This is a genomic window from Cellulomonas flavigena DSM 20109 (assembly GCF_000092865.1).
Classification (GTDB): Bacteria; Actinomycetota; Actinomycetes; order Actinomycetales; family Cellulomonadaceae; genus Cellulomonas; species Cellulomonas flavigena.
In genome coordinates, this window is the sequence record NC_014151.1 from 1,177,516 (window position 1) to 1,195,150 (window position 17,635).

Consider the following 17,635-nt stretch of genomic DNA (forward strand, 5'->3'; position numbering starts at 1 on the left):
GTGGGAGGCACGCAGGTGGAGCAGCTCGACGCGGTCGAGGCGATGCTCGCGGAGCACGCACAGATCGAGCGGGACCTCGCCGACCCCGCGGTGCACGCGGACGCGGCGCGCGCGCGGCGCCTCGGACGGCGCTACGCCGAGCTCGGGCGCGTCGTGCAGGCGTACCGCCAGTGGCGTGCGGCCGCCGACGACGCGCAGGCCGCCGCGGAGCTCGCTGCCGAGGACGCGTCGTTCGCCACCGAGGTGCCCGCGCTGCAGGCCGCGGCCGACGAGGCTGCCGAGCGTCTGCACCGGGTGCTCGTGCCGCGCGACCCGGACGACGGCCGTGACGTCATCCTCGAGATCAAGGCGGGCGAGGGGGGCGAGGAGTCCGCGCTGTTCGCGGGCGACCTGCTGCGCATGTACACGCGGTACGCCGAACGCCAGGGCTGGAGCGTGCAGGTCCTCGACGCCACCGAGTCGGATCTTGGTGGCGTGAAGGACGCCCAGGTCGCCGTCAAGGCGCGCGCGGCGGGCCCGCCCGAGGACGGCGTGTGGGCGCACCTGAAGTACGAGGGTGGCGTGCACCGCGTCCAGCGCGTGCCCGTGACGGAGTCGCAGGGTCGGATCCACACGTCCGCCGCCGGCGTCATGGTGTTCCCCGAGGCCGACGACGACGGCGACGTCGACATCGACCAGAACGACCTGCGCATCGACGTCTACCGCTCGTCGGGCCCCGGTGGCCAGTCGGTCAACACGACGGACTCCGCCGTGCGGATCACGCACGTGCCGACCGGGATCGTCGTGTCGATGCAGAACGAGAAGTCCCAGCTGCAGAACCGTGAGCAGGCGATGCGCGTCCTGCGGGCGCGACTGCTCGCGGCGCGGCAGGAGGAGGCGGCCGCGGCGGCGAGCGAGGCGCGGCGGTCCCAGGTGCGCACGGTGGACCGCTCGGAGCGGATCCGGACGTACAACTTCCCGGAGAACCGCATCGCCGACCACCGCACGGGCTACAAGGCGTACAACCTCGACCAGGTGCTCGACGGCGACCTCGGGCCCGTCATCGCGTCGGCGGTCGAGGCCGACGACGCGGCGCGTCTGGCGGCCGCGGGCGGTGGCGTGGCGTGAGCGGCGTGGACGCCGGCCCCGGCCTGCGGGCGTACGTCGACGGCGCGGCCGCCGTCCTCACCGAGGCCGGCGTGCCCTCGCCGCGGCACGACGCGCTCGCCCTGGCCGCGTACGCGCTGGGCCTGCCCCGCGTGGAGCCGGTCATGGCGCCGCCCCTGCCCGAGGGCTTCGCGGCGCAGTACGCCGAGCTCGTCGAGCGGCGCCGCAGCCGCGAGCCGCTGCAGCACATCGTCGGTCACACCGTCTTCCGGTACGTGACGCTGCGCGTCGAGCCCGGCGTGTTCGTGCCCCGGCCCGAGACCGAGACGGTCGCGCAGCTCGCGGTCGACGAGGCGGCGGCGGTGGCGGCCCGGGGCGGCAGTCCCCTCGTCGTCGACCTGTGCACGGGCACGGGCGCGATCGCCGTGTCCGTCGACACCGAGGTCGCCGCGAGCCGCGTCGTCGCCGTCGACCTCTCGGACGAGGCGGTCGGGCTCGCGCGCCACAACGCGGGCGCGGTCGCGAGCCGCGCCCTGCGCGTCGTGCAGGGCGACGTGCGCGATCCCGCGCTGCTCGCCGAGCTCGACGGCACGGTCGACGTCGTCGTCTCCAACCCCCCGTACATCCCGCCCGACGCGGTGCCGCTGGACCCCGAGGTCCGCGACCACGACCCCGACCTCGCGCTCTACGGCGGGGGCTCCGACGGGCTCGACGTACCGCGCGCCGTGATCGCGGCGGCGGCGCGGCTGCTCGCGCCCGGCGGCCTGCTCGTCATGGAGCACGCCGAGGTGCAGGACGCCCAGGCGCGCGCGGCGGCCGCCGCCACCGGTGCGTTCGAGGACGTGCGCACCGTGCCGGACCTCACCGGCCGACCCCGGACCCTCGTCGCGCGGCGGATCGCGCGCGCGGTCGTGGGAGACTCGCCCGCGTGAGCCTCCCGCGCATCAAGGACGTCACCGACCCGGCGACCTGGGGCCCTGCCGTCGACGAGGCGGTCCACGCCGTCGGTCGCGGCGAGCTGGTCGTCCTGCCCACCGACACCGTCTACGGCATCGGCGCCGACGCGTTCGACGCGCGGGCCGTCCAGGCCCTGCTCGACGCCAAGGGGCGGGGGCGGCAGATGCCGCCGCCCGTCCTCATCCCGGACGTGCGGACCCTCGACGGCCTGGCCACCGACGTGCCGGACGCGGTCCGGGCGCTTGCGGAGACGTTCTGGCCCGGCGGCCTCACCGTGATCCTGCGGGCGCAGCCGTCGCTGGCGTGGGACCTGGGGGAGACGCACGGCACGGTCGCGCTGCGCATGCCGGACCACCCGGCCGCGCTCGCGCTGCTGCGGCGCACGGGCCCGCTCGCCGTCTCGAGCGCCAACCGCACGGGCCGGCCGGCGGCCACGACGGCCGCGGAGGCGCACGAGCAGCTCGGGGACGCGGTGGCCGTCTACCTGGACGGCGGGACGGCGCCCGGGGGAGTGGCCTCGACGATCGTCGACGCCACGGGCGACGCGCTGCGCGTGGTGCGGCTCGGGGCGCTCGACCTCGCGACGCTCGCGACCGTGGCCCCGGTCATGGCGCCGCCTCCGCCGCCCGCGGCCGCCCCGGGGCCCACGCCGGGCGAGGGGTCGGGGACGCCCGCGTCGTGAGGACCTACCTGCTCGTCTCGATCATCGCCGCGGTCGTCAGCTACCTGACGACCCCGCTGGCCCGGTGGTGCGCGTTGCGCTGGGGCGCCATCACGGCGGTGCGCGACCGCGACGTGCACGCCGTGCCCACGCCCCGCCTCGGCGGCATGGCGATGTTCGCGGGCCTGCTGGTCGCGCTGCTCATCGGGTCGCAGATGCCCTTCCTGGAGCCGGTGTACGCCAACCCGCGGCCGATCTTCGGCATCGTCGGGGGAGCGGCGCTGGTGTGCGCGCTGGGTGTGGCGGACGACATCTACGACCTCGACTGGCTCACCAAGCTCATGGGCCAGGTGCTCGCCGCGGGCTTCCTGGCGTGGCAGGGCGTGCTGCTGTACCAGCTCCCGATCGGGGCCGTGCTCAGCGGATCGTCGCGCACCGCGGTCTTCGTCACCGTCGTCTCCGTCGTCGTGGCGATGAACGCGGTGAACTTCGTCGACGGGCTCGACGGGCTGGCCGCGGGGGTCCTGGCGATCGGCGGTGCCGCGTTCTTCGTCTACGCCTACCTGCTGACGACGGACACCAGCCGGGACGACTTCTCGAGCCTCGCGACCCTCGTCGTGGGGGTGCTCGTCGGGGCGTGCGTGGGCTTCCTGCCGCACAACCTGTACCCCGCGCGCATCTTCATGGGTGACTCCGGCTCGATGCTGCTCGGCTTCGTGATGGCCTCCGCGGCGATCGTCGTCACCGGGCAGATCGACCCCGCGGCCGTCGTCGACCGCGTGCAGTTCCCCGCCTACGTGCCGATCCTGCTGCCCGTCGCGGTGCTCGTGCTCCCGCTGCTCGACATGGGCCTGGCCATCGTGCGCCGGTTGCTGAAGGGGAAGAGCCCCTTCCACCCCGACCGGCTGCACCTGCACCACCGGCTGCTCGCGCTCGGCCACAGCCACCGCCGCGCGGTGCTCATCATGTACGTGTGGACGGCCGTGCTCGCCTTCGGCGTGGCCGCCCTGGCCGTCCTGTCGACCACCACCGTGCTCGTCGCGACCGGCGTCGGCGTGCTCGTCGCCACCGCCCTGACCCTCGGCCCGCTGCGCGGGCGCACCCCGACCTCCGTGGAGGCCCTGCCATGACGACCGACCCGACGACCCCGGCGCCCGACCCCACGGCCGCCGTCTTCCGCCGGGCGCTGCGGGACACCGCGCTGCTGCTGGGCACGTTGGCGGTCCTCGGCATCGGCGTCGGTGCGTTGGTCGCCGGCCTGCCGGGAGTGTGGGGCGCGCTCGTGGGCGTCGGCCTCGCGCTGGTGTTCTCCGGCACGACCGTGGTCGCGATGCTCCGCACGCTGCACTCACCTCCGCACACCATGGCGGCTGTGGTGATGGGCACGTGGCTCGCCAAGGTGCTCGTCGTGGTGGTGGTGCTCGCCGTGCTGCGTGACCAGGACTTCTACTCCCGCGGGGTGCTGGCGGCAGTGCTCGCCCTGGGGGTCGTGGGGTCCGCCTTCCTCGACTACCGGGCGGTCGCCAACGGGCGTGTGCCGTACGTCGAGCCGGGTGCCGGCGGACGGTGACCTGCATCACCACATCCGGCGGCCGGGAGGGCCGGACCTAGGTCACCCATGGGTTAGGCTTCCACCATCCACGACGGCCAGGTGCTGCCGGTGTGCCCGCGACGAGGCGGCACCGCCGCATCACGACCACAGGAGACCGCCCTGTCCAGCATCGCGACGACCATGCCGCTCGCCGCGGACGAGAACGTCTTCCACACGCCCTCGATCGCCGACTTCTTCCCGCACCCGGTGCTGCTCGAGGGGACCTTCCTCGAGTTCAACCGGATGCAGCTCGTGCGCATCGTCGCCGCGATCGTCCTGGTGACGATCATGGTGATCGCGGCCCGTCGCGCGAAGCTCGTGCCCCGCCGCGGCCAGAACGTCGCCGAGCTCCTGCTGGACTTCGTCCGCGTCAACGTCGCTGAGGACATCATCGGCAAGGAGAAGGCGCACAAGTACGTCGCGCTGCTCACGACGATCTTCTTCGCGATCCTCGCGTTCAACCTCACGGGCATCATCCCGGGCCTCAACATCGCCGGGACCTCGCTCATCGGCCTGCCGGTCATGCTCGCACTGTGGGTGTACGTCATGTACCTCGGCGCCGGCATCCGCGCGCACGGGCTGGGGGGGTTCCTCAAGTCGAGCCTCTTCCCGCCCGGCGTGCCGCCGTTCCTCTACGTGCTGCTGACGCCGGTCGAGTTCCTCACCGTGTTCATCCTGCGCCCGGTGACGCTGGCCGTGCGACTCATGGCCAACATGGTCGCGGGTCACCTCATGCTCGTGCTCTGCTTCGCCGCGACGGACTTCTTCGTCCGGTCGATGTCGGGCATGACCGTGTTCGCCGTCCCCAGCCTGCTCGGCGGCTTCGCGATCACCCTCTTCGAGGTCTTCGTCGCGGCGCTGCAGGCCTACATCTTCGTGGTGCTCGCGGCTGTCTACATCAGCCTGTCGATCTCCGAAGAGCACTGACACCACCCCCGCGGGGTCGTGGTCCCGCACGTAGTACGAGCCCCCGGCCGACCGGCCGGGGACCCAACGGAAGGAACGAGCCACCGTGGCAGACACCAGCATGATCCTCGCCGCCGCTGACGCCGTCTCCGGGAACATCGCGACCGTCGGCTACGGCCTCGCGGTGCTCGGCCCGGGTATCGGTCTGGGCATCCTCATCGGCAAGACCGTCGAGGGCATCGCGCGCCAGCCCGAGGTCGCCGGCCAGCTGCGCACCACCATGTTCATCGGTATCGGCTTCGTCGAGGTCCTCGGCCTCCTGGGCCTCATCACCGGGTTCCTCTTCCAGTGAGCGTCGCCGCGGTCTCCGCGGCCGTCGTGACGGCTGCGGGAGAAGAGGTCGAGGGCATCAGGCTGCTCGTCCCCGCCGGTTACGACCTGCTCTGGTCGGCGATCGTCCTCGTCGGCATCGCGATCCCGTTCTACAAGTTCGTGCTGCCGAAGTTCCAGGCGGTGCTGGACGAGCGGACCGCGAAGATCGAGGGCGGCATCGCCAAGGCGGAGTCGGCACAGGCCGAGGCCGCCGCGCAGCTCGCCGAGTACCAGCAGCTGCTCGCCGACGCCCGCTCCGAGGCGGCGCGCATCCGTGAGGACGCGCGCACCGAGGCCGGGCAGATCGTCGCCGAGGCGCGCACGCGCGCGCAGGAGGAGGCGGCACGCATCGCGGAGACGGCCCAGCGCCAGATCGACGCGGAGCGTCAGCAGGCCGCCGTGTCGCTGCGCACCGACGTCGGCACGCTCGCGACGCAGCTCGCGTCGAAGATCGTGGGCGAGTCGCTCGAGGACGAGGCACGCCGCTCGCGCGTCGTCGACCGCTTCCTCGACGAGCTGGAGGCCAGCACCACCACGAGCGCAGGCAAGGGGAACTGATGCGCGGGACCAGTCGCGCCTCCCTGCAGGTGGTGGAGAACCGGTTCGCTCCGGTGATCCGTGCCGCCGGCAGCCAGGCACGCACCGTCGGCGAGGAGCTGTTCGCGCTCGTCGACGCGCTCGACTCGTCGGGATCGCTGCGTCGCACGCTCGCGGACCCGTCGCTCGCGGGTGAGCCCAAGAGCGCGCTGGTCGCGCGGCTCCTCGACGGTGCGGACTCCCGCACCGTCGAGATCGCGCAGGCGCTCGTGGCCTCCCGGTGGTCGGCGGACGCCGACCTCACGGAGGCGACCGAGCGCCTGGCGTTCGTGGCCCTGCTGACGTCGGCCGAGGCCGACGGCACGCTCGTGCAGGTGGAGGAGGAGCTGTTCGCGGTGACGCGGGCGCTCGCCGGGCAGCGCGAGGTGCGCCGCGCGCTGCAGGACGACACCTATCCCGCGCAGGCGCGCGGTTCCCTGGCCGAGCAGCTGCTCGGCGGTCAGGGCACCCCCGTCACGCGTGCGGTCGTGCGACGCGCCGCGGCCGCTCCGCGCGGGCGTCGGTTCGTCACCACGCTGCAGCACGTCGGCGACGTCGTCGCCGAGCTGCGCAGCCGCGAGGTGGCCACCGTCGTCTCGGCCTCGCCGCTCACCGCGGCGCAGACCGGCCGCCTCACGGACCTGCTGGGCCGCGCGCTCGGCCGGGCCGTCCAGGTCAACGTCGTCGTCCAGCCCGACGTCGTCGGGGGTCTGCGCGTGCAGGCCGGCCCCGACGTCATCGACGCGACCGTCCTGTCCCGACTCGCCGACGCCCGCCGGCAGCTGGCCGGCTGACACCGCCGGACCCCGGCCCCACGACACACCGCACGCGCGAGACGCGTGCGTCAGATGAGGAGAACGCCATGGCTGAGCTGACGATCCGGCCGGAGGACATCCGCTCCGCGCTGGACAGCTTCGTGAAGTCCTACGAGCCGAAGGGCCCGGTGACCGAGGAGGTCGGTCGGGTCACGCTCGCCGCCGACGGCATCGCGCAGGTCGAGGGCCTGCCCGGCGCGATGGCCAACGAGCTGCTGAAGTTCGAGGACGGCACGCTCGGCCTGGCGCTCAACCTCGACGTGCGCGAGATCGGTGTCGTCGTCCTCGGCGAGTTCACCGGCATCGAGGAGGGCCAGGAGGTCCGCCGCACGGGTGAGGTCCTCTCGGTCGCCGTCGGTGACGGCTACCTCGGTCGTGTCGTCGACCCGCTGGGCCAGCCGATCGACGGCCTGGGCGAGGTCGCCACCGAGGCGCGTCGCGCGCTGGAGCTGCAGGCCCCCGGCGTCATGGCCCGCAAGTCGGTCCACGAGCCGCTGCAGACCGGCCTCAAGGCCATCGACTCGATGATCCCGATCGGCCGCGGTCAGCGTCAGCTCATCATCGGCGACCGTCAGACCGGCAAGACGGCGATCGCGATCGACACGATCATCAACCAGAAGGCCAACTGGGACAGCGGCGACCCGACCAAGCAGGTGCGCTGCATCTACGTCGCGATCGGCCAGAAGGGCTCGACCATCGCCTCGGTGCGCTCCGCGCTCGAGGAGGCCGGTGCGCTCGAGTACACGACCATCGTCGCGGCCCCCGCCTCCGACCCGGCCGGCTTCAAGTACCTCGCGCCCTACACCGGCTCGGCCATCGGGCAGCACTGGATGTACCAGGGCAAGCACGTCCTCATCGTGTTCGACGACCTGTCGAAGCAGGCCGAGGCGTACCGCGCCGTGTCGCTGCTGCTGCGCCGCCCGCCGGGCCGCGAGGCGTACCCCGGTGACGTCTTCTACCTGCACTCCCGTCTGCTCGAGCGCTGCGCCAAGCTCTCGGACGAGCTGGGCGCGGGCTCGATGACGGGCCTGCCGGTCATCGAGACCAAGGCCAACGACGTCTCGGCGTACATCCCGACCAACGTCATCTCGATCACCGACGGCCAGATCTTCCTGCAGTCGGACCTGTTCAACGCCGACCAGCGCCCCGCCGTCGACGTCGGCATCTCGGTGTCCCGCGTCGGTGGTGCCGCGCAGGTCAAGGCGATGAAGCAGGTCTCCGGCACGCTGAAGCTCGACCTCGCGCAGTACCGCTCGCTCGAGGCGTTCGCGATGTTCGCGTCCGACCTCGACGCGGCGTCGCGCGCGCAGCTGACGCGTGGTGCGCGCCTCATGGAGCTGCTCAAGCAGGGCCAGTACTCGCCGTACCCGGTCGAGAACCAGGTCGCCTCCATCTGGGCCGGCACCAAGGGCAAGCTGGACGACGTCCCGATCGAGGACGTCCGCCGCTTCGAGACCGAGCTGCTCGACCACCTGCGCCGCAACACCGACGTGCTGTCGACGATCGCCGAGACCGGCAAGCTCGACGAGCAGACGGAGAAGGCGCTCGGCGACGCGATCGACGAGTTCCGCGAGGGCTTCCTGAAGTTCGACGGCAGCCCGCTCGTGGGCACCGCGGACGAGGACGTCGACGTCGAGGTCGAGCAGGAGCAGATCGTCCGCCAGAAGCGGGCCTGAGCATGGCGGGTCAGCAGCGCGTCTACAAGGCGCGGATCAAGAGCACCCAGTCGCTCAAGAAGATGTTCCGCGCCCAGGAGCTCATCGCGGCCTCGCGCATCGGCAAGGCGCGTGACCGGGTCGCCATGGCGACGCCGTACTCGCGCGCGATCACGCGTGCCGTGTCGGCGGTCGCCACGCACTCGGACGTGTCGCACCCGTTCCTCGTGGAGCGGGACGACACGAAGCGCGTCGCGGTGCTCGTCATCGCGTCGGACCGTGGCATGGCGGGCGCCTACTCGGCGAGCGTCATCCGCGAGACCGAGCGGCTCGTGCAGCGCCTGGAGTCCGAGGGCAAGGAGGTGGCGCTCTACGTCTCCGGGCGCCGCGCCGTCGCCTACTACACCTTCCGCCAGCGGGAGCTCGCGGGGCAGTGGAGCGGGTTCTCCGACGCGCCGACGCCCGAGGTCGCCGACGAGATCGCGGACACGCTCCTGACGGCGTTCCGTGCACCGGCGGACGAGGGTGGCGTGGGCGAGGTCCATGTCGTCTTCACCCAGTTCGTCAACATGGTCACGCAGCGCCCCCGGGTGATCCGGATGCTGCCGCTCGAGGTCGTCGAGGGCGTCGCGCCCGCAGGCGAGCACGACGCGCTGCCGCTGTACGAGTTCGAGCCGAGCCCCGAGGACGTGCTGGACGCGCTGCTGCCGCGCTACGTGCGCACGCGCATCTACGCCAACCTCCTGCAGGCGGCGGCCTCCGAGCTCGCCGCGCGCCAGCGGGCCATGCACACGGCCACGGACAACGCCGAGGACCTCATCCGCACCTACACGCGACTGGCCAACCAGGCGCGTCAGGGCGAGATCACCCAGGAGATCAGCGAGATCGTGTCGGGCGCCGACGCTCTCGCGTCCGCCTGACCCCTGAACGCCAGCACGACACCGACCCCAGCCGGGCGCCCGAGCCGCCCGGACGAGCGAAGCGAGGCAGACATGACCGCCACCACCGTCGACGCGACGGCCGCGACCGCCGGCACGCCCGGCGTCGGCCGGGTCGCGCGGGTCATCGGGCCCGTCGTGGACATCGAGTTCCCGCCGGACCAGATCCCCGAGATCTACAACGCCCTCGAGGTCGACATCGACCTCTCGGCGCAGGGTGAGGGCGAGGGCTCCTTCACCATGACGCTCGAGGTCGAGCAGCACCTCGGTGACTCGCTGGTCCGTGCCATCGCGCTGAAGCCGACGGACGGCCTCGTCCGCGGTGCGCAGGTGCGTGACACGGGCCTGCCGATCTCGGTTCCCGTCGGCGACGTCACCAAGGGCAAGGTCTTCAACGTCACCGGTGAGGTCCTCAACCTCGCCGAGGGCGAGAAGTTCGAGGTCACCGAGCGCTGGCCGATCCACCGCAAGCCCCCGGCCTTCGACCAGCTCGAGTCGAAGACGCAGATGTTCGAGACCGGCATCAAGGTCATCGACCTGCTCACGCCGTACGTGCAGGGCGGGAAGATCGGTCTGTTCGGTGGTGCCGGTGTCGGCAAGACCGTCCTCATCCAGGAGATGATCCAGCGCGTCGCGCAGGACCACGGTGGTGTGTCGGTGTTCGCCGGTGTCGGCGAGCGCACGCGTGAGGGCAACGACCTCATCGTCGAGATGGAGGAGGCGGGCGTCTTCGACAAGACGGCCCTCGTCTTCGGCCAGATGGACGAGCCGCCGGGCACCCGTCTGCGCGTCGCGCTGTCCGCGCTGACGATGGCGGAGTACTTCCGCGACGTGCAGAAGCAGGACGTGCTGCTGTTCATCGACAACATCTTCCGCTTCACGCAGGCGGGCTCCGAGGTCTCCACGCTGCTCGGCCGCATGCCGTCCGCGGTCGGCTACCAGCCGAACCTCGCGGACGAGATGGGCCAGCTGCAGGAGCGCATCACCTCCACGCGCGGTCACTCGATCACGTCGCTGCAGGCCATCTACGTGCCCGCCGACGACTACACCGACCCGGCCCCGGCGACGACGTTCGCGCACCTCGACGCGACGACCGAGCTCAGCCGTGAGATCGCCTCGCGTGGTCTGTACCCGGCCGTCGACCCGCTGGCCTCGACCAGCCGCATCCTCGACCCGCGGTACGTCGGCCAGGAGCACTACGACGTCGCGACGCAGGTGAAGTCGATCCTGCAGCGCAACAAGGAGCTCCAGGACATCATCGCGATCCTCGGCGTCGACGAGCTCTCGGAGGAGGACAAGACGATCGTCGCGCGTGCGCGCCGCATCCAGCAGTTCCTCTCCCAGAACACCTACATGGCCGAGAAGTTCACCGGCGTCGTCGGCTCGACGGTCCCCGTGGCCGAGACGGTCGAGGCGTTCAAGAAGATCGCCGAGGGCGAGTTCGACCACATCGCCGAGCAGGCGTTCTTCAACATCGGTGGCCTCGAGGACCTCGAGCGCAACTGGGCCCGCATCCAGAAGGAGTACGGCGTCTGAGCCTGCGGGCACTGACGGCGTACCCCACGGACTCCAGGAGGCAGCACGGTGGCACAGCTCGAGGTCGACGTCGTGGCGGCGGGCGGCAAGGTCTGGTCCGGCGCCGCGCGCCAGGTGTCGGCGCCTGCCGCCGACGGTGACATCGGCATCCTCGCCGGGCACACCCCGATCCTGTCGGTGCTGCGGCCCGGCTCGGTGCGGGTGGTTCCTGCCGGCGGTGGCGCGCCGCTGTCCTGGCACGTCGACGGCGGGTTCCTGTCGGTCGACTCGGACCAGGTGACGGTGGTGGTCGACTCGGTCACGTCGGCGGGCACCGCCGCGGCCGGGCACTGACGCGGACGACGGCGGCGTGGAGGTCGCGGCGTGAGCGGTGCGGCAGGGGTCGCCGTCGTCGTGGCGTCGTTGCTCGCCGCCGTCGTCGTCGTGGCGGGTCTGTGGCTCTCGCGCACACGCACGCTGTCGCGGCGCGTCGGGGCGTTCCAGTGCATCCTCGTGGAGCTGCACCGGGGTGAGTCGTCGGCCGCGCGCGGCGTGGGCCAGTACGGCTCGATGACGCTCTACTGGTGGCGCCGCTACTCGATCGTCCCGCGTCCGGCCCGCGTGTGGTCGCGCAGCAGCATCGAGGTGCTCGAGCGTACGGTGCTGCCGTTGGTCGCGGGTCGACCCCAGGCCGTCGTCGCGCGCTGCCGGGTCGTCCCGTCCTCGGGCGGGCCGTCGAGGGAGATCACGCTGCAGATGTCCGCCGACGCCTACGCCGGGTTCACGTCGTGGCTCGAGGCCACGCCGTCCCGGGTCGGCAGGGTCATCTGACGCCCTGCGCCGGCCGCCGCCACCGCAACCGCAGCAACTGGAGGAGAGCGCGCATGCGCCTGGTCGTCGCCGAGTGCGCCGCGCGGTACACGGGACGGCTGTCGGCCCACCTGCCGCGCGCCCGTCGCCTGGTCGTCGTCAAGGCTGACGGGTCGGTGCTCCTGCACTCGGACGGCGGCTCGTACAAGCCGCTGAACTGGATGAGCCCGCCCTGCACGCTCGCGGTCGGGGAGCCCGACGACGAGCAGCGTGCCGCCGGGATCACGCAGGTGTGGACGGTGCAGCACGCCAAGTCCGACGACCGGCTGGTCGTCGACCTGTACGACGTGCACCACGACTCCGCGCACGACCTGGGTGTCGACCCCGGCCTGGTGAAGGACGGCGTCGAGGCGCACCTGCAGGAGCTCCTCGCGGCGCAGATCGCTCTCCTGGGCACCGGGCACACGCTCGTGCGCCGGGAGTACCCGACCGCGATCGGGCCCGTCGACATCCTCGCGAAGGGTCCCGACGGCGGCACCGTCGCCGTGGAGATCAAGCGGCGGGGCGACATCGACGGTGTCGAGCAGCTCACGCGGTACCTCGAGCTGCTCAACCGCGACCCGCTGCTGAAGCCGGTGCGCGGCGTCTTCGCCGCCCAGGAGATCAAGCCGCAGGCCCGCGTGCTCGCGGTGGACCGCGGGATCTCCTGCCTCGTCCTGGACTACGACGCGATGAAGGGTGTCGACGACGTCGACTCGCGGCTGTTCTGACGGGGGGCGGCCTGGCGGCTTGAACATGTTCAACCAAACATGTTCACTCGGGGTATGAGCCCTCGACGCACCCTGCACGCGGCGGTGGCCGCGTGAGCCCGCGGCGGTCCGCGGAGGAGACCCGCGAGCTGATCCGCGCCACCGCGCTGCGTCTCTTCCGCGAGCGGGGGTACGACGCGACGACGATGCGCGTCGTCGCGCAGGAGGCCGGAGTGGCGGTCGGGAACGCCTACCACCACTTCGGCTCCAAGGACGACCTCGTGCAGGAGCTCTACCGCGAGGTCAACCGCGAGCACGCCGAGCGGGTGCGGCCCCTGCTCGCCGACGGCGGCGACCTGGCGCACCGCCTGCGTCTCGTGTGGCACGCGGTGGTCGACGTCTTCGCGCCGTACCACCGGTTCGGGGTCGAGTCGATCGGTGCCGCGATCCGGCCGGGCTCGCCCGCGAGCCCGTTCTCGGCATCGTCCGCGGCGACGGCCGAGCACAGCCTGGCGCTGTTCCGCGAGGTGGTCGAGGGTGCGCGTCCCGCGGTGCCCGCGGCGCTCCGCCGGGACCTGCCCGAGCTCCTGTGGCTCGCGCAGCTGGGCCTGACGGTGTTCTGGGTCCACGACCCGAGCCCTGGCGCGCGTCGGACGCACGCTCTCGTCGACGGGGCCGCGCCGCTCGTCGCACGGCTCGTGGGGCTCGCGCGGCTCCCGGTCGCCTCCGGTCTGGCGCAGGACGCGCTGCGCCTCGTCGCGTCGGTGCGGTCGTGACGCGGCTGTGGACCGTGCCGGCCGTCGCAGGCGTCGTGGCGGCGGTGCTGACGGTGTGGCTGGTGCGGGCGTGCCAGGTGCTGGCGGCCGACGGCTGGGGTGCGACGGTCGTCACCGCTCCGACGCTGCTGCTCGTCTACGCCGCGGGTCCGGCGGTGCTCTGTGCGGTGCCGCTGGTGCTGATCGCGCGTACGGTGCTCGGCCGCGCGGGCAGGTCGCTGCCGGTGCACGCGGGTCTCGGTCTGCTCTGCGGTCTGCTCGTCGGCGTCGTGCAGACCGGCGTGCTGCTGTCGTCCTGGCCGTGGCAGGTCGGCGGGGTCGCTGACGAGCTCATCGGCCTGCCCGCGCTCGGCGGGCTCGTGGGCGGCGTGGTCGCCGGCCTCGTCGCCCGCCGCCTGGACGCGTCGGAGCGCCCTGGCCGTCCCGACGCGTGCTGACGGCGGGGCCTACCGCGCGGCGAAGTGCGCCTGGACCGTGGCCGGTGACAGCACCGTGGTGTACAGGGCGACCTCGTCGAGCTGACCGGCGAAGTGGTTGATGCCGGCGGCGGGCTGGTCCGGGTTCGGCTGGATCCGCGCCAGGTTGATGTCGGTCGCCGTGGTGAGGTCCACCGTGCTTCCCGTACCGGACGACGTGGTGCCGTCCACGTACAGGGTGATCGGTCCGGACTTCTGCCGGGTGAAGACGACGTGGTGCCACCGGCCGTCGAGGTAGCCGGCGGCCGACGTGATGCTGGTGTTGCCCTTCCCGCTCGCGGCCGAGGTGCCCGCCACGACGGCGCCGTCGGCGCGCACCGAGATCCCGAAGTCGTTCGCGTTGTTCCAGCTGGCGCTCGCGTGGAGCAGGCCGGTGTTCTGTTCCCAGTCGCTGCTCTCGCCCCCGGCGGAGGACCCCTTGAACCAGAACTCGATCGAGAAGTCGGCGTGGAGCTGGCGGGCCAGGCGCGCGTGGTCGTCGGTCCCGTCGAACGTCGCGGCACCGCCGCCGCCGGTGGTGAGCGCGCCCGGTTGACGCAGGAGCGGCCCGTTGACGTACTGCCCGTGGTTCGTGCCCACGCTGTCGGACAGCGCGGGGGAGGCGGTCACCGCGAAGTTGTCGAGGTGCATGCCCGTGGAGTCGGTGATCGTGGTGACGATCGGGGCGGTGTTCGGGACGTCCCACGCGAACCCGGACGCCAACCCGGCGCGCCCGGGCCCGAGGATCGGTGCGGTGTCCGTCACGGCCACGCGCGCGACGCCGTCGACGAGCAGCCGGATCGTGCTGCCCACCATCTCCAGGGACAACCGGTACGACGTGCCGGCCGTGAGGGTCTGTGCGTGGTCACCGAGGTACGTGTAGACGTTGTCGACGACGCGGAAGAGGTACCACCTGCCGGGCCCCGTCTCGTACCGCGCGACGTAGTAGGTGCCCATGGTGACGCTCGGGTCCACGCGGCCGACGACCCCCACGATGTCGTTCGGCACCGTCGACCTCACATGGATGTCGGCGCTGACGGTGTAGTTGGCCGTGGGCGGCGTCCCCGACACGAGGTACAGGGAGGCGTAGGAGTCGACGCCGTCCCGCCGGAGCCGGCCTGCGTCCGTCACGACCATCGGCACGGGGGCGAGGATCCCGTGAGGCAGCCACGTCGCCCGGGTCTCGCCGCTGCGGCTCTCGAGGGTGGCTCCTGCGGTCGACGTGAAGGTGTCGCGCGTGACCTCGCCGCCGTCGTCCATCTCGTAGTAGCTGAGCAGGCCGGGTGTGCTCATGACCACGGCCGGGTACGGCGCCCGCAACCGGACGATCGCGGGCCCGGTCGTGACCCGCTGGTTGCCGACCCGGTCGGTGACGACGTACCGGTACTGGTAGCACCGTGCGCTGGTCACGACGTCGGCGACCGGGGACGACGCGGGATCGGTGCCGCCCGGGACGGTCACCCAGGCGGACCACGGCGCGCTGCACAGGCCGCCGACGAGCGGTGTGTCGGACCGCTGCAGCACGCGTGAGCCGATGCCCGAGCCGGCGTCCGTGCCGGTGGTGAACGAGACGCTCACGGTCGTGCTCGACCGGACGCCGTCGGGGTACGCGATCGTCCCCGGTTCCGGTGCCTCGTCGTCCGCGACGAGCGTGAAGGGCGCGGGCGCGGAGGTGTTCCCCGCGCGGTCGGTCGCCGTGACGGTGCGTGTCCCGGGCCCCGCCGGCGTCCCGGTCCACCGGTAGGTGACGACGCCGGTGCCGCCGGGCGTCGACGTCCAGCCGCTGCCGAGCGTCGGGAAGACGTACGTCGCGATCCCCGAGGCGGTGTCGGAGGCGGTCGCCGTGAGGGTCACGGCGCCGCTCGGCGCGGCCGACCGGTAGTGCACCGTCGACCCGGTGCCGGACCAGGCGGTGCTCGAGAAGCCGGAGAACGTCAGCGAGGGGGCGAACGGCGGGACCGTGTCGACCTTGACGTCGCCGCTGGTGTACGTCGTGGTGTTGCCGAGCGTGTCCGCCACGGTGAGCAGGTACCGGTGGCAGGACTGGTCCGCCACGGTGTCGGTCGGCGCCCCGCCGGGGTCGGTCGCGACGAGCACGGCCGTGCCGAACGTCCCGCAGGTGCCGTCGGTGAGGGGCGCCGAGGCGCGATGCAGGGTGCTGCCGGGCGCGATCCCGGCGGGGTCCGTGCCGGGCGACGTCACGAGGGTCAGTGTCGTGGTGCGCGAGTAGCCGGCCGTCAGGCCCGTGGCCTCCACCGTGCCGCCCGTGGGGCCGTCGCCGTCGTCGCCGACGACCGTGACCACGGCGCTGCGGCCGCTCTCGGCGCCGGACCAGCCACCGATGCGCGGCGTCACGGTGTAGACCCAGCGGCCGGCCGGCACCGGTGCCTCGGTGCAGGATGTGCCGGGCACGATGCCGCTGCACGCCGTGAGGACGGTCTGCTCGACCAGGGTGTCCGCGTCGTAGCGGCGCACGAGGTGGCCGGGCGCAGGGTCGCCCGACGCGAGCGTCCCCGCCGCCCAGGTCAGGGTCGCGCTCGTGCCGTCGAGCAGCACGGTGGGCGCCGAACCGGGGCCGACGCTGCCGGCGGCGGCGGCGCCGCGGCCGCCTGCGCCGGAGTCCACCGTCCACCACGCCTGGCTGCCGAGACCGAGCGCGACGACGAGCACGACGACGAGCGGGGCGACGAGCCGGCGTGCGCGGTGCCGTGCGTGGCGGGGCGTCACGGGTCCGCCCGCAGGTACACCGAGAACGTCGCGCCCTGGCACGCGTCCGGCGCGTCGGCGCCCATCGCGAGCGCCGCGGGCAGGGTGACGTCGAGTGTGCCGGCCGCGCCGCCGACCCGGGGCGGCACGGTCCACCCCGCACCACCGTTCGTCTGGTCCGTGAAGGACAGCGCGGACACGTCGCAGCCGGACGTCGTGTCGAACCCGCCGGTGCCCCGGGCCGTGTCGAGCAGCAGGGCGGGCACCACGAGGGTGACGGGGTTCGGGTTCGTCACCGTGAGGCTCACCTCGGCGGTCCCCCCGGGGTAGAGCCGGGTGGTCGGGGTCCCGGGGGAGAGGGTCACGGGCACCGTCGTGCCGGTCGTCGCGGTCCCCGCGCCCGTCCCGGCGGCGGACCACACCGCGTACGAGGTGCCGGCCGCGGCGACGACGAGCACGGCCGCGAGCACCCCGGTGCGCGTGCCTGCGCGGGCGTTCACGAGGACCTCCCGACGGCCGTGAACGCGAGCGTGACGGTCGCGCCCTGGCAGCCGTCCTGGTTGACGGGCCGGTCGACGAGCTCGATCCGCGGCCACGTGGCGGGAGGGGCGGAGGTGCCGCTCAGGCGTGCGGTGCTCCGGGCGTCCACGTCCACGGCGAGAGAGGCAGGCGCTTGGGTCAGCACGAAGTCGGCCGGGGTGCACGGGCGGTCGTCGTCGGCCTGCGGTGCGCTGAGGTCCACGATCTCGACCACCAGGTCGGTCACCACCACGGCCTGGTCGCCGCGGTGGGTGACCGCGACGTCGATCGGGCTCGTGGTCCCGGGGCGCAGCTCCCGGATGGTGCTGCCGCTGATCTCGAGGGAGGTGCCGCCGCCGGCGGCGTCGACGCCGCTCGCTCCGGCTCCGGTGACGCCCTGTCCTGCGCCGAGGCGGCCGAGCAGGAAGCCCACGAGGACGAGCGCGAGAGCGCCCGCGCCCCACAGGAGGACGGACGCGCGGCGCGGCGAGGTTCTCGTGCTCAGGGCGTCCACCTCCTCGCCGTGAGGTCCGGTCGTGCGTGTGGGC

Annotated in this window: 20 protein-coding genes; 17 read left to right on the forward strand and 3 right to left on the reverse strand. The window is 72.9% G+C overall.

Going from position 1 to position 17,635, the window contains the following annotated elements:
* Positions 1-42: 42 nt before the first annotated feature.
* From prfA to CFLA_RS05425, 17 genes are all read left to right on the forward strand, one after another.
* The gene (gene prfA, locus CFLA_RS05345) at positions 43-1,107 is read left to right on the forward strand and encodes a peptide chain release factor 1 (RefSeq protein ID WP_043599879.1); all 1,065 of its coding nucleotides are present in this window, start codon (positions 43-45) and stop codon (positions 1,105-1,107) included.
* Positions 1,104-2,018 carry a peptide chain release factor N(5)-glutamine methyltransferase gene (prmC, locus tag CFLA_RS05350; protein WP_013116301.1) on the forward strand — a complete coding sequence of 305 codons (915 nt, stop codon included), beginning with the start codon at positions 1,104-1,106 and terminating at the stop codon, positions 2,016-2,018. The genes prfA and prmC overlap by 4 nt, the downstream gene beginning before the upstream one ends.
* Positions 2,015-2,725: an L-threonylcarbamoyladenylate synthase gene (locus CFLA_RS05355; protein WP_013116302.1), complete on the forward strand. Its 711-nt coding sequence runs from the start codon at positions 2,015-2,017 to the stop codon at positions 2,723-2,725. Before prmC ends, CFLA_RS05355 begins: the two co-directional genes overlap by 4 nt.
* Positions 2,722-3,834, forward strand: coding sequence for an MraY family glycosyltransferase (locus tag CFLA_RS05360; RefSeq protein ID WP_013116303.1), 1,113 nt, complete (start codon positions 2,722-2,724; stop codon positions 3,832-3,834). Before CFLA_RS05355 ends, CFLA_RS05360 begins: the two co-directional genes overlap by 4 nt.
* The gene (locus tag CFLA_RS05365) at positions 3,831-4,274 is read left to right on the forward strand and encodes a Cg1360 family ATP-synthase-associated protein (RefSeq protein WP_013116304.1); all 444 of its coding nucleotides are present in this window, start codon (positions 3,831-3,833) and stop codon (positions 4,272-4,274) included. The genes CFLA_RS05360 and CFLA_RS05365 overlap by 4 nt, the downstream gene beginning before the upstream one ends.
* Before the next feature lie 162 nt (positions 4,275-4,436).
* Positions 4,437-5,222 carry a F0F1 ATP synthase subunit A gene (gene atpB / locus CFLA_RS05370; RefSeq protein WP_013116305.1) on the forward strand — a complete coding sequence of 262 codons (786 nt, stop codon included), beginning with the start codon at positions 4,437-4,439 and terminating at the stop codon, positions 5,220-5,222.
* Between the two features lie 100 nt (positions 5,223-5,322).
* Entirely contained in the window at positions 5,323-5,553 is a 231-nt protein-coding gene (atpE, locus tag CFLA_RS05375) for an ATP synthase F0 subunit C (protein ID WP_043598826.1), read from the forward strand.
* Positions 5,550-6,131, forward strand: a complete 582-nt coding sequence (locus tag CFLA_RS05380) for a F0F1 ATP synthase subunit B (RefSeq protein WP_013116307.1) — start codon at positions 5,550-5,552, stop codon at positions 6,129-6,131. The genes atpE and CFLA_RS05380 overlap by 4 nt, the downstream gene beginning before the upstream one ends.
* Positions 6,131-6,943 (forward strand): F0F1 ATP synthase subunit delta, encoded by an 813-nt coding sequence (locus tag CFLA_RS05385; protein ID WP_013116308.1) that lies wholly within the window; start codon positions 6,131-6,133, stop codon positions 6,941-6,943. The genes CFLA_RS05380 and CFLA_RS05385 overlap by 1 nt, the downstream gene beginning before the upstream one ends.
* A 68-nt stretch (positions 6,944-7,011) precedes the next feature.
* On the forward strand, positions 7,012-8,640 hold the full coding sequence (gene atpA / locus CFLA_RS05390; protein WP_013116309.1) for a F0F1 ATP synthase subunit alpha: 1,629 nt from the start codon (positions 7,012-7,014) through the stop codon (positions 8,638-8,640).
* A 2-nt stretch (positions 8,641-8,642) separates the two neighbouring features.
* Positions 8,643-9,539, forward strand: coding sequence for a F0F1 ATP synthase subunit gamma (locus tag CFLA_RS05395; RefSeq protein WP_013116310.1), 897 nt, complete (start codon positions 8,643-8,645; stop codon positions 9,537-9,539).
* Positions 9,540-9,611: 72 nt separating this feature from the next.
* Entirely contained in the window at positions 9,612-11,093 is a 1,482-nt protein-coding gene (gene atpD, locus CFLA_RS05400) for a F0F1 ATP synthase subunit beta (RefSeq protein ID WP_013116311.1), read from the forward strand.
* Positions 11,094-11,141: 48 nt separating this feature from the next.
* The gene (locus tag CFLA_RS05405) at positions 11,142-11,426 is read left to right on the forward strand and encodes a F0F1 ATP synthase subunit epsilon (protein WP_013116312.1); all 285 of its coding nucleotides are present in this window, start codon (positions 11,142-11,144) and stop codon (positions 11,424-11,426) included.
* Between the two features lie 30 nt (positions 11,427-11,456).
* Positions 11,457-11,903 carry a DUF2550 domain-containing protein gene (locus CFLA_RS05410; RefSeq protein WP_013116313.1) on the forward strand — a complete coding sequence of 149 codons (447 nt, stop codon included), beginning with the start codon at positions 11,457-11,459 and terminating at the stop codon, positions 11,901-11,903.
* Between the two features lie 53 nt (positions 11,904-11,956).
* Positions 11,957-12,652 carry an endonuclease NucS gene (gene nucS, locus CFLA_RS05415; RefSeq protein WP_013116314.1) on the forward strand — a complete coding sequence of 232 codons (696 nt, stop codon included), beginning with the start codon at positions 11,957-11,959 and terminating at the stop codon, positions 12,650-12,652.
* 92 nt (positions 12,653-12,744) lie between these two features.
* Positions 12,745-13,407: a TetR/AcrR family transcriptional regulator gene (locus CFLA_RS05420; protein WP_013116315.1), complete on the forward strand. Its 663-nt coding sequence runs from the start codon at positions 12,745-12,747 to the stop codon at positions 13,405-13,407.
* Entirely contained in the window at positions 13,404-13,844 is a 441-nt protein-coding gene (locus CFLA_RS05425) for a hypothetical protein (RefSeq protein ID WP_013116316.1), read from the forward strand. The genes CFLA_RS05420 and CFLA_RS05425 overlap by 4 nt, the downstream gene beginning before the upstream one ends.
* A gap of 9 nt (positions 13,845-13,853) precedes the next feature.
* On the opposite strand, the gene CFLA_RS18920 is transcribed toward CFLA_RS05425, so the two are convergent.
* Genes CFLA_RS18920 through CFLA_RS05440 form a run of 3 tightly spaced genes read right to left on the reverse strand, consistent with a single transcriptional unit; the run spans position 13,854 to position 17,601 of the window.
* Positions 13,854-16,589 (reverse strand): LamG domain-containing protein, encoded by a 2,736-nt coding sequence (locus CFLA_RS18920; protein WP_013116317.1) that lies wholly within the window; start codon positions 16,587-16,589, stop codon positions 13,854-13,856.
* Positions 16,586-17,068, reverse strand: a complete 483-nt coding sequence (locus CFLA_RS05435) for a hypothetical protein (protein ID WP_013116318.1) — start codon at positions 17,066-17,068, stop codon at positions 16,586-16,588. Before CFLA_RS05435 ends, CFLA_RS18920 begins: the two co-directional genes overlap by 4 nt.
* On the reverse strand, positions 17,065-17,601 hold the full coding sequence (locus CFLA_RS05440; RefSeq protein ID WP_013116319.1) for a hypothetical protein: 537 nt from the start codon (positions 17,599-17,601) through the stop codon (positions 17,065-17,067). The genes CFLA_RS05435 and CFLA_RS05440 overlap by 4 nt, the downstream gene beginning before the upstream one ends.
* Between the last annotated feature and the right edge of the window lie 34 nt (positions 17,602-17,635).